This is a genomic window from Streptomyces sp. NPDC002577 (genome assembly GCF_053594815.1).
Genome location: NZ_JBSFWK010000002.1, coordinates 417436 through 428912, shown reverse-complemented (window position 1 = coordinate 428912; position 11477 = coordinate 417436). Strand labels below are relative to the sequence as shown.

General features: G+C 71.5%; 11 protein-coding genes. 9 read left to right on the top strand and 2 right to left on the bottom strand.

Annotation, left to right across the window (positions count from 1 at the left end):
• Window positions 1-39: 39 nt before the first annotated feature.
• Window positions 40-1053, top strand: coding sequence for a LacI family DNA-binding transcriptional regulator (locus ACWD4J_RS05505; protein ID WP_451393975.1), 1014 nt, complete (start codon window positions 40-42; stop codon window positions 1051-1053).
• A 10-nt stretch (window positions 1054-1063) separates the two neighbouring features.
• Here ACWD4J_RS05505 and ACWD4J_RS05500 read toward each other — a convergent pair whose 3' ends face one another.
• The gene (locus tag ACWD4J_RS05500; RefSeq protein ID WP_451393974.1) at window positions 1064-1960 is read right to left on the bottom strand and encodes a LysR family transcriptional regulator; all 897 of its coding nucleotides are present in this window, start codon (window positions 1958-1960) and stop codon (window positions 1064-1066) included.
• A gap of 105 nt (window positions 1961-2065) precedes the next feature.
• Here ACWD4J_RS05500 and ACWD4J_RS05495 point away from each other — a divergent pair, with 105 nt between their 5' ends.
• The gene (locus tag ACWD4J_RS05495; RefSeq protein ID WP_451393973.1) at window positions 2066-2422 is read left to right on the top strand and encodes a YybH family protein; all 357 of its coding nucleotides are present in this window, start codon (window positions 2066-2068) and stop codon (window positions 2420-2422) included.
• 132 nt (window positions 2423-2554) lie between these two features.
• Complete coding sequence (locus ACWD4J_RS05490; protein WP_451393972.1) at window positions 2555-3388, top strand: oxidoreductase; 834 nt, start codon at window positions 2555-2557, stop codon at window positions 3386-3388.
• Window positions 3389-3416: 28 nt separating this feature from the next.
• Here ACWD4J_RS05490 and ACWD4J_RS05485 read toward each other — a convergent pair whose 3' ends face one another.
• Entirely contained in the window at window positions 3417-4529 is a 1113-nt protein-coding gene (locus tag ACWD4J_RS05485; protein WP_451393971.1) for a pyridoxal-phosphate dependent enzyme, read from the bottom strand.
• A 233-nt stretch (window positions 4530-4762) separates the two neighbouring features.
• Between ACWD4J_RS05485 and ACWD4J_RS05480 the strand changes: the two genes are divergently transcribed.
• From ACWD4J_RS05480 to ACWD4J_RS05455, 6 genes are all read left to right on the top strand, one after another.
• Window positions 4763-6004 carry a DUF4190 domain-containing protein gene (locus ACWD4J_RS05480; protein ID WP_451393970.1) on the top strand — a complete coding sequence of 414 codons (1242 nt, stop codon included), beginning with the start codon at window positions 4763-4765 and terminating at the stop codon, window positions 6002-6004.
• Window positions 6005-6176: 172 nt separating this feature from the next.
• Window positions 6177-6929 carry a GntR family transcriptional regulator gene (locus tag ACWD4J_RS05475; protein WP_451393969.1) on the top strand — a complete coding sequence of 251 codons (753 nt, stop codon included), beginning with the start codon at window positions 6177-6179 and terminating at the stop codon, window positions 6927-6929.
• Window positions 6930-7206: 277 nt separating this feature from the next.
• Window positions 7207-7413, top strand: a complete 207-nt coding sequence (locus ACWD4J_RS05470) for an SPOR domain-containing protein (RefSeq protein WP_451393968.1) — start codon at window positions 7207-7209, stop codon at window positions 7411-7413.
• Window positions 7414-7499: 86 nt separating this feature from the next.
• Window positions 7500-7913, top strand: coding sequence for a (deoxy)nucleoside triphosphate pyrophosphohydrolase (locus ACWD4J_RS05465; protein ID WP_451393967.1), 414 nt, complete (start codon window positions 7500-7502; stop codon window positions 7911-7913).
• 195 nt (window positions 7914-8108) lie between these two features.
• Window positions 8109-8516 carry an ATP-binding protein gene (locus tag ACWD4J_RS05460; RefSeq protein ID WP_451394026.1) on the top strand — a complete coding sequence of 136 codons (408 nt, stop codon included), beginning with the start codon at window positions 8109-8111 and terminating at the stop codon, window positions 8514-8516.
• Between the two features lie 236 nt (window positions 8517-8752).
• Window positions 8753-11428: a SpoIIE family protein phosphatase gene (locus tag ACWD4J_RS05455; protein WP_451393966.1), complete on the top strand. Its 2676-nt coding sequence runs from the start codon at window positions 8753-8755 to the stop codon at window positions 11426-11428.
• Window positions 11429-11477: the final 49 nt, after the last annotated feature.

Sequence of the window (11477 nt, the reverse complement as noted above, 5' to 3'; positions counted from 1 at the left end):
GGATCAGGTTCAACCGGTGAGGCGACAGAAGGAGTTGTGGTGGCAGGGCGGGTGACCATCGCGCAGGTGGCCGAGGAGGCCGGCGTCTCCGCGATGACCGTGTCCAACGTCATGAACGGCAAGCCCGGTGCGTCCGAGGACACCCGGCGCCGCGTCATGGAGGTGGCCGCGCGACTCGGGTACCAGCCGAACGTCTCGGCCCGCAATCTCAAGGCCGGCCGTACCGGCCTCGTCGGCCTCATCGCTCTCGATCTGACCAGCCAGTACGGACTGGAGATCCTGCGCGGAGTGGCGGACGAGCTGGCCAGCGCCGAGCAGGAACTGCTCGTCAACGCCACGTACCAGGACGCGGCGCGGGAGAAGGAGCGGGTCGAGTTCCTGGGGCGCGGCCTCGTCGACGGTGTACTCATGATCGCGCCCGTCCTGGAGGACGAGACGGTCGAGGCGCTGCGCCGCCGGAACCTGCCCTGCGTGGTCATCGATCCGCGGCGCCTGGATGTGCCGCTGCCGCGGCTGAGCGTCGACAACTACCACGGGATGCGCCTCGGTGTGCAGCACCTGATCGACCTGGGCCACACCCGGATCGCCTACATCCGCGGCGAGGAGGACCTCGAAAGCACGTCCATCCGCTTCCAGGGGTTCCAGGACGCGATGCGGCTAGCCGGGCTCGAAGTCGACAAACGGCTGGTCGCCTCCTGTGACTTCTCCTACGCCTGCGGCTTCCGCACCGCCTCCCGTCTGATCACCGAGCACCGTCCGACGGCGATCGTCGCGGGTGCCGATCTGATGGCGCTCGGCGCCATCGACGCCGCCCGCTCGCACGGTCTCGACGTGCCCACCGACTTCTCGGTCCTCGGCTTCGACGACCTGCCGCAGGCGGCGCAGAGTTTTCCCGGCCTGACCACCGTGCGTCAGCCGCTGCACGACATGGGCCAGAAGGCGGCCCGCGCGCTGCTGTCCATCATCGAAGGGCAGCAACTGCTCATGGAGCACATGCAGGTGCCCACCAACCTCGTCGTACGCAACTCGACCGCCCCGCCACCCGGCGCCTGAAAGGGTGTCCTCAGGGCGCCCGCAGAGCCTCCCGCGCGTGCCGGATGAGCGCCCGGGCCGCCGGACTGACGGGTCCTTGATCCGCGGTACGCCAAGCCAGGGCCAGGTACGAGTGCGGCTCCGGGTCGGTCAGGCGGACGGTGTGCAGTTCCCCGGGGTGGGCCCCGGCCAGTGAATCGGGCAGGATCGCGACGCCGAGGCCGCGGCCCGCGAGCTCGACCAGCAGGTTCGGGTCGCCCGCCTCGAAGGCGATCCGCGGGCGGAAGCCCGCCGCGGCACAGACCTGGTCCAGGCTGGTGCGCAGCCCCGTACCGCGCGTGAGGCTGATGAGAGCGTGCTCCTTCAGGCCGGCGGCGGGCATCGTGGTCTTCGCGGCCAAGGGATGGCCGTGGCCGACGGCGGCGACGAGGCGTGCGTCCACGGCGACCTGGATCGCGACGCCCGGGGGCGCCTCGGAGGACGCCAGGCCCACCACCGCCAGATCCAGCCGCCCGACCCGCAGCGCCTCCAGCAGGCGGTCCGAGTGGTCCGCGGTGAGCGTGATCTCGACGGCCGGATGGGCCTGTTGGAAGTCGGCGAGCAGAGCCGGGAGGCCCAGCTCGGCGCGCGACGTCATCATGCCGACCGAGACGTGCCCGCGCATCAGCCCGGTGAGCTCCTCGACCGCGAGCCGCGCGCCCTCCACGGCGGCCAGCGCAGCACGCGCGTACGGAAGCACCGCCTCGCCCACCTCCGTGAGGCGGACCGTGCGTCCCGAGCGGTCAAGCAGCGGCTGGCCGAGCTCCGTCTCCAACTGGCGGATCTGGGCGCTCACTCCCGGCTGGGCGACATGCAGACGGGCGGCGGCCCTGGTGAAGTTCGCCTCCTCGGTCACGGCCACGAAGTACGCGAGCTGGCGCAGTTCCATAACCAGTGATTCTAGTTCCCAGACGATCCAGATCTTGGACTTCTGATCGGGGCCCGAGCAGCATGGTGGACAGAGGCACCGAGAAGCGAGACAGGAGGCACCGGGATGAGTGACGTACGCGAGAAGGCCCAGCAGCCCGAGGATCTGGCGCGGCTGTTCGTGGAGCTGGGGAACGCCGGTGACGCCGAAGGGCTCGCCGAACTCTACGAACCCGACGCGGTGTTGGCCTTCCCGCCCGGCAGCGGGACCGTCGGACGCGAGGCCATCCGGGCCGTGTTCGAAAAGCTGCTCGCCGACCGGCCGCACTTCACGGTGGAGGAACCGCTGCCCACGGTCCGGTACGGCGACCTCGCCCTCACCTCGACGCGTCCGGCCGACGACACCGGCGGCCGCGTCCAGGTCGCCCGCCGCCAGCCGGACGGCACCTGGCTGCGGATCATCGACCGCCCGGAAATCCGGTAGCCCGCTGCCGGAGAAGTCGCCGCGGGGCCGGTGTGGTCGAACACCCGCTCCGTGTCGGCGTGTCTGGGCGCGTGCAGGGGATCGCCCGCCAGGCTGGAGCACAGAGCGGAGCAGGACGAAGGGATCCATTCCATGCACAAGGTCTGGCTGATCACGGGCGCGACCAGCGGCTTCGGGCGCGCGATCGCGGAGGCCGCGGTGGCCGGCGGCGACGTGGTGGTGGGCGCCGCACGGCGGACCGAGGCGCTGGACGACCTGGTCGCGGCACACTCCGACAAGGTGGAGGCGCTGCGCCTGGACGTCACGGACACGGACCGGATCGAGACGGCCGTACGCGAGGTGCTCGCCCGTCACGGACGCATCGACGTCCTGGTCAACAACGCGGGCCGCACCCACGTCGGCGCGTTCGAGGAGACCACGGACGGCGAACTGCGCGACCTGTTCGATCTGCACGTCTTCGGCCCCGCGGCGCTCGTGCGCGCCGTGCTGCCGCACATGCGGGCCCGGCGCTCGGGCGCCATCGTGCAGATGAGCAGCATGGGCGGGCAGCTGTCCTTCGCCGGGTTCTCGGCGTACAGCGGTACGAAGTTCGCACTGGAGGGGATGTCGGAGGCGCTCGCGGACGAGGTGCGCGAGTTCGGCATCAAGGTGCTGATCGTCGAGCCGGGGGCGTTCCGCACGTCGATCTTCCGCGCCGGCACCGCCGGCATGAGCGCGGAACTGGAGGACTACGCGGCCACGGTCGGCGCGACACGGCGCATGGTCGCCGAGGGGAACGGCACCCAGCCCGGCGACCCGGCGAAGGCAGCGGCCCTCATCGTCGCAGCGTTGGACGCGGACGAGCCCCCGCTCCGGCTGACACTCGGCGATGACAGCGTCTCGGCGGTGCTCGGCCACCTCGACCAGGTGCGCGCCGACATCGCGGCCTGGGAGCAGCGCACGCGCGCCACGGCCTTCGACGCCTGACATGTGACATGAGGGGCCTGGGGAAGGTTCAGCCGCCGGACGACCCCGCGAGCCCCGACTTCAGCCCCGCCCCGCACAGCGGTACCACCGCCGTCCGGTCCCCGAGCGCCCCGTCCCGTACCGCGGCCCAGCACGCGGCGGCAGTCGACTCCACGTACAGCCCCCGCGACGCCAGATCGAGCTGTGCGTGCCGGATCTGGTCGTCCGTGACCGTGACGAACGTGCCGCCCGAGTCCCGCACGGCCCGCAGGATCTGCCGCGCCCTCGGCGGACGCGGAATGGCGATGCCCTCCGCGAGGGTGTCCCGGGCCGGGGTCTCCTCCACGAGGTCGTCGGCGCCCGCACGCCACGCAGCGGCCAGCGGGGCGACCGCCTCGGCCTGCACCGCGAACAGCGCCGGACGGCGGTCGAGCAGCCCGGCCCCGAACAGCTCGGCGACCGCGAGGGCCGCGCCGAGCAGCAGCGTGCCGTTGCCGACGGGCACCACGAGCACCTGGGGCAGCCGCCCGCCGAGGTCCTCCCACAGCTCGTGGACGTAGGTCTTGGTGCCGTGCAGGAAGTACGGGTTGTAGGCGTGGCTCGCATAGAACGCGTCCGGGTCGTCGGCCGCCTCGCGCGCCACCGCCGCCGCCTCACGCCCGCCGCGGACGACCTCCACGCGCGCGCCGTGCGCACGGATCTGCTCCAGCTTCTTCGGTGACGTACCGAAGGGGACGTACACCGTGCAGGGCAGCGCGGCGCGGGCGCAGTACGCCGCGATCGCGGTGCCCGCGTTGCCACTGCTGTCGGAGATGATCCGGGACGGCCGCAGCTGGAGCGCCAGTTGCGCGAGCATGACGGCGCCGCGGTCCTTGAACGACAGGGTCGGCATCAGGTAGTCGAGCTTCGCCGAGATGCCGTCCTTCAGGGCCACGAGCGGGGTCCGGCCCTCGCCGAGCGAGACCGACGGCGTGGCCAGCGGCAGCACCTCGGCGTACCGCCACAGCGAGTTCACGCGCCCGGTCAGCGATTTCAGCGGTGCCGGCGTGGGGGAGAAGTCCAGGTCGAGGGGGCCGCGGCAGAGCGGGCAGCACCAGGCGAGCGACCCCGAGGGCACGCGCGTGCCGTCGCTCGGGCAGCGGGAGTCCGGCAATGGCGTCATGGCAACAGGCTAGTTTGCGCGGTTTCATGACCTTGTGTCATGACATCCGAGCCCCTGGGCTTTCGGCCCGCAACCACCCGGCCGCTTCGGAGCCCGCGTCCACCGCGGGCCCGCGTTCCGCTCCGGCGGCCCGCTGCCCCTACGATGCGCCAAGTCGTACGCACGTTCTGGACGTGCTCGGTCTTCTTCCTGTTCTCCTGTTCTCAGTGTTCTGGCCGAGGAGCAAGCAACTCGTGGACATACCGCCGTCGCCCCGCCCCGGCGGCCCCCAGCAGCCGCCGCAGAATCCGTACGCCGCCCCTCCGGCCCAGAGCGGTCCGTACGGCTCGTACCAGGGCTCCCCACCGGCGGGCGGCCAGCCCATGGGCGCCCCGCCCCCGTACCAGCCCTGGCCGCACCAGCCGTACTTCGCGCCCGTCCTGCCGCCGGCCCGGCCGCCCCTCAACGGCCTCGCCGTCGCCGCCCTCGTGCTCGGCATCCTCTGCTTCCTGCCCGCCGTCGGCCTGGTCCTCGGCCTCGTCGCGCTGATGCAGATCCGGAAGAAGGGCGAGCGCGGCAAGGGCATGGCCGTCGCCGGGATGACGCTGTCCTCGCTCGGCGTGGTGCTGCTGGCCGTCTTCCTGGTCACGGGCGCCGCGAGCGAATTCGCCGACGGCTTCCGCGACGCGGCCCGGGAGGCGGGGGAGAACGGCGGCGCCTTCTCGGTCGACAAGGGCCAGTGCTTCGACTCGCAGGGCGACTCGCTCGAGGGCGTGGCGTACGACGTGGACAAGGTGCCGTGCGCGGGCGAGCACGACGCCGAGGTGTTCGCGTCCTTCCGCATGACCGGCGGAACGTACCCGGGCGACAGCAGGATCACCGAGGTCGCCGACGAGAAGTGCTACGCCCTGGAGGAGTCCTATGTGATGGACACCTGGGCGATGCCCGACGACGTCGACGTCTACTACTTCACCCCGACCCGCCAGAGCTGGCGGCTCGGCGACCGCGAGATCACCTGCTTCTTCGGCAGCACGGACGAGGGCGGCACGCTGAAGGGCTCGCTGCGCCGCGACGAGACCAACCTCGACGACGACCAGATCGCCTATCTGAAGGCGGTCAACGTCCTCGACGACGCATACGCGTCGGCACCCGACGAGGAGTACATCGAGGACGATCTGCCCGGCCACAAGAGATGGGCGGGCCGGGTGTCGTCGGCGCTCACCGACGAGTCGCGCGGGCTGCGCTCGCACGTCTGGCCCGCCACGGCGCAGAGGCCGGTGGCCGCGCTCCTGCGCGACGTCGAGGCGGCCCGCACGCAGTGGGCCCTGGCCGCGCGCGCCACCGACGCGGACACCTTCTACGAGCACTACAAGGCGGGGGACAAGCTCCTCGGCCACGAGAAGGCGATTGCGGTGCGCAAGGCTCTGGGGCTCGATACGACGCTGAGCGATGGCGGATCGGGTGAGACCGATTCGGGAACCGGCACCGAGGTGTGAGCGCCCACCGATCAAGGAAGTCTCGTCCTGATCGCCGGGCGCCGAAGGCGGCTCGGAAAGGTGCTGCGTAAACGCAAGCCCATCACATCGAGTGAATCTTTGGCCCTCGCTTGCGGCCAACGACCCACGGTTGCCAGGCTGTTGCTGTCTGTCAATCTGATGGGAGTGGCACGTGACCTTCGGTGAGCAGCCTGCCTATCTGCGCGTCGCGGGTGATCTCCGAAAGAAGATCGTCAACGGTTCGCTGCCGCCGCACACCCGCTTGCCGTCCCAGGCCCGGATCCGCGAGGAGTACGGCGTCTCGGACACCGTCGCGCTGGAGGCCCGCAAGGTGCTGATGGCCGAAGGGCTCGTCGAGGGCCGCTCCGGATCCGGCACGTATGTGCGCGAGCGGCCCGTGCCCCGCCGTATCGCCCGCTCCGGGTTCCGCCCGCCGAGCGGCGCCAGCCCCTTCCGGCAGGAGCAGGCCGACACCGCGGCACGCGGCACCTGGGAGTCCCGCAGCGAGCAGACGGGGGCGAGCGCCGCGATTGCCGAGCGCCTCGCCGTCAAGGCCGGCGACCGCGTGATGTGCACGAAGTACGTCCTCAGGGACGCGGGCGAGGCGATGATGCTCTCCACGTCCTGGGAGCCCATCGCCATCACGGGGCGCACGCCGGTCATGCTCCCCGAAGAGGGTCCCCTCGGCGGCATGGGGGTGGTCGAGCGCATGGCGGCGATCGACGTGGTCGTGGACAACGTGACGGAGGAGGTCGGCGCGCGGCCAGGGCTGGCGGAGGAGCTGCAGTCGCTCGGCGGGGTCCCCGGCCATGTCGTCATCGTCGTCCAGCGGACGTACTACGCGTCGGGACGACCGGTCGAGACGGCCGACCTCGTCGTGCCCGCAGACCGGTACCGGGTGGCGTATCACCTGCCGGTGAAGTGAGCGGGGAACCTGGCGGCGCCTGAGGCCTCGGGCCGCGTCTGCCCCAGAGGGGGCGCATCCGGAAGGATGCGCCCCCTTTCGTTTGTGGGGAGCTATCCGCTTCCTGATGCTTTGGTGTACGCGCCGACACCCATTGGTCGTGACTTGTTGCGTACCTCTTTGTGAAAACCCGTATCCGCTGAGTGAAGGTCGGGCGTAGGCTCAGGCATATGCGGATTGCGGTTTCCTTAGAGATCGGGGCGGGGCAGGGGTCGGTGGCGCACAGAGGAGGGGCGCGATGAACGACAGCATGGCGACACTCCCATGGCTCGTCATACGTCAGGACGACAACGGCAACCGCTATCGCGTCGGCAGGTATGCGACCAGGGCGGAAGCGCAGAAGATCGTGGACAGCCTCGACGGCCGAGGCCACAAGCAGCTCTACTGGGTCGAGCGGATCGGTCAGAGCGGCACATCGGACCACGGCCAGAACGGCATGCGCTGACCGTGCCGTTCACCGGCTCCCACACCCTCCGGCTTCGGGCCCGGACCAAGTGAGCCCGCACCGCGGACTCCCGTAGGCTCCGGCGCATGAGCGAACGGATCGTGGTGGTCGGCGCCGCCCTGTACGACCGGGGCCGCCTGCTGGCCGCGCGCCGGAGTGCGCCCCCCGAACTCGCCGGCCGGTGGGAACTGCCCGGTGGCAAGGTCGAGCCGGGTGAGCTTCCCGAGCAGGCGCTGGTGCGCGAGTTGCGCGAGGAACTGGGCGTCGAGGCGGAGGCGGTGGCGCGCGTGCCCGGCGAATGGCCGCTGAAGCCCGGGTACGCACTGCAGGTGTGGACCGCGCGCCTGCTCTCCGGGCGTCCGGAGCCGCTCCAGGACCATGACGACCTGCGCTGGCTCGGCCCCGACGAGATCTGGGACGTGCCCTGGCTCGACGCGGACGTCCCCGCCGTGAAGGAGGCGACACGCCGCCGAGCGGCCGCCCGGCCGTCGACGTCCTGACCCGACATCCCGAAGTGCGGCACGCAGCTGTCGGGCTCTTCGGCTGGTATGTCCTATATGTTCGCGATATTCCTAGATGTGCTGGAGCAGGTGGTGATGCGTCCGGCGTATCGGGTATGGGGTTGTTGAACGCCTATGAACGGCCCCACGACACCGGACGAAAACCCCTCCCGGTCGCCCCAGCTCGTCTTGGAAGTGGTCGGCGTGAGCGACGACTCCGACGGCGACTGCGCCGAGTGGACCTTCCCTGCGCAGCCCGGCGCCGTACGCACCGCCCGGGCCCTCGTCCGCAAACGGCTGGCCGACTGGGGGCTCGACGCCCTCGGGGACGTCGCCGCCCTGCTGGTGAGCGAGCTGGTCACCAACTCCCTGCGTTACGCCTCCGGCCCCATAGGCGTACGGCTGGTGCGGCTCGTGCCGATCGGCGCCCTGCTCGTCGAGGTCTCCGACCCGCTTCCCGAACCGCCCCACACCCGCCCTGTCGCACTCGACGACGAGGGCGGCCGCGGGCTGCAGCTGGTGGCGCGCACGGCACGCCGGTGGGGGACCCGGCGCGGCGAACGCGGCAAGACGGTGTGGTTCGAACTGCCGCTGCCGGGTTAGGCGCCGCCCACAGCGGTGAGAAGACGGTGAGAGGAAAGTAGAGCTGGTCAGGGCGTTTCGGGCTGGTCGGACGGTGCGAACAGGTTCAAACCCGTCCGGACGTTACGGGCCAAAAACCGTCGAGACCGTGCTGTGATCGTGAACGCCGTGCCGTGTGGGTCCGTAGTGCTGGATACTGCGGGCAGCCGCCTCCGGTGACCGGTGCCGGACGCGGTGAGCTGGAGGGGACGGTTCGCGTGAGCGAGATACCAGCGAAGGCCACGGCGTCCGAGGACCCGTCGGGCGACGCGACATGGCAGAGCAGTCCACCCGGTTCGATCTACGACTACATCAAGGTCGCCTCGTTCTCGATCGGCCCCGACGGTCTGATCGACCAGTGGAGCCGCCGCGCCGAGCAGCTGTTCGGCCTGCCGGCCAGGGACGCCGTGGGCAAGGACCCCATCGACGCGTTCGTGCCCGATGACCTGCGGGAGAGCGGTCGCCGCAAGATGGCGGAGATACTCGACGGCCGGGAGTGGACGGGCGTCGTCCCGTTCCGGATGCCGACGCAGCGGGACGGCGACGGCGAGCGCGACAGCGGCATCGGCGAGGCCGGCGGTGCGGGAGGCGAGACCGGTGCGGCGGTCGTCACCGGTGCCGGCAGTGCGGCCCGTACGGACCGCGCCCACGGCAGGGACGGGATCGCCGAGGTCTATGTGATGCCGACCGAGACGGAGTCCGGCGAACAGGCCGCCGTCTGCATCGTCGTCGACGTCAGGACTCTCCGCCGGATCGAGACGGATCTTGCCGCCTCGCAGGCGATTTTCGGCCAATCTCCCTTCGGGTTCCTGCTGATCGACACGGACTTGCGGGTCCGGCGCGCCAACAAACAGTTCGCCTCGGTCTTCGGCGGCGACGTCGACTCCCACCGCGGACGAGGCGTCCACGACTATCTGCAGCGCCCCGAGGCCGACCGCGTCGTCGCGACGCTGCGCCGCGTCCTGGAGACCGGCGAGGCCGTCACGGACATGCAGATCACCGGGACTGTCCCCGGCTCCTCGCAGAGACGCCACTGGTCCGTCAACCTCTACCGGGTGCACAGCGGAACGGGCCGGCCGATCGGGGTCGCCTGGCTCGGCATCGACGTCACCGCCCGCCGGGCCGCCGCCCGCGAGGCCGCCCACGCCCGCCGCAACCTCGCCCTGCTGAACGAGGCCGGCGCCCGCATCGGCAACTCCCTCGACCTCGAGACCACCGCCCGCGAACTCCTCGACGTCGCCGTCCCCGGCTTCTGCGACCTCGCCTCCGTCGACCTCTACCAGGGCCTCCTCGAAGGCGACGACGCGCCGACGGGGGTCTGGGGCACGACGGCGCGGCGGGAGGCCGCGACCGGCAGCGCCGCGCTGCGCCGCGTCGCCTTCGCGAGCGCCGTCGCCGACACGCCGTACATGGGGGGACCCGCACCGGTCGCCGCAGGATCCGTCCACCACTACCCCTTCAACTCGCCCTGCGCCGAAGCCCTGCGCACGGCCCGCCCCAAGCTGGTCCCCGCCGAGGACGGGAGCCTCATCCAGTCCACGCTCGCGGTGCCGATGGTCGCCCACGACACCGTCGTCGGCCTCGCCCAGTTCTCCCGTACGAAGGGCAGCGAACCCTTCACCGAACGGGACCGGGCCCTCGCCGTCGAACTCGCGGCGCGCGCCGCCGTCTGCATCGACAACGCTCGCCTCTACCGCCGCGAACACCAGCGCGCCCTGATCCTGCAGCGCTCCCTCCTCCCGCCCGGGGCCCCCGAGGCGTCCGGGCTCGACATCGCCTGCCGCTATCTGCCCGGCAACGCCGCCACCGAGGTCGGCGGCGACTGGTTCGACGTCATCGAACTGCCCGGCCACCGCACGGCATTGGTCGTCGGCGACGTCATGGGCCGCGGCCTGCGCGCGGCCGTCGCGATGGGCGAACTCCGCACGGCCGTACGGACCCTGGCGCTGCTCGATCTCGAACCCGCCGAAGTCCTCTCCCAGCTGGACGAGATCGCCCGCGGCCTCGGCACCCCGGGCGGCGTCCGGCAGGCCACCCGCGCGGCAAGACAGTCGCAGGACGCCGACCTCTCCGAGGTCTATCTCGCCACCTGTGTGTACGCGGTCTACGACTCCGTCACCCGCCGCTGCACCTTCGCCAACGCCGGCCACCTCCCGCCGGTCCTCGTCGAGCCCGGCGAACCGGCCCTCATGCTCGACGTACCGCCGGGCATGCCGCTCGGCGTCGGCGGTGAGCCGTTCGAGGAGGTCGAGGTCGAACTCCCCGAGGGCGCCCTGCTCGCGCTCTACACCGACGGGCTCGTCGAGTCCCGCGACCATCCGCTCGACGAGGGCCTGCAAGCGTTCCTCGGCGCACTCGCCGATCCCGGTCCGGAGCTCGAGGACGTCTGCGACCACGTCCTCGGCACCCTCGACACCCACCACGGCGAGGACGACATCGCGCTGCTCATGGCCCGCGTCCAGGGCCTGCCCGCGGACGCCGTCGGCGACTGGACCCTGCCGCGCGAACCGCGCAGCGTCGGCCGGGCCCGCGAGTACGCCCGCGCCCAGCTGCTGTCCTGGGACCTCGAGCCCCTCGTCGACACCACCGAACTGCTGGTCAGCGAGCTCGTGACCAACGCCCTGCGCTACGGCGAGGGCGAGATCAGGCTCCGGCTGCTGCTCGACCGCACCCTCGTGTGCGAGGTGTGGGACGCCGCACTTGTCCAGCCGCGCCGCCGCAGAGCGCGCGCCACGGACGAGGGCGGCCGCGGACTGCAGCTCGTCGGGCTGCTGAGCGCGTCGTGGGGCTCACGCCGGACGCACCGCGGCAAGACGGTGTGGTTCGAACTGCCGCTGCCGGACGGGGACTCGGGTCCGGCGGATCCGACGGAGGCACTGCTGAGCCTGTTCTGAACGGTCGGCGTGCGAACGGTCAGGCGTGCGCCTTGAGCGCCGCCGGCCG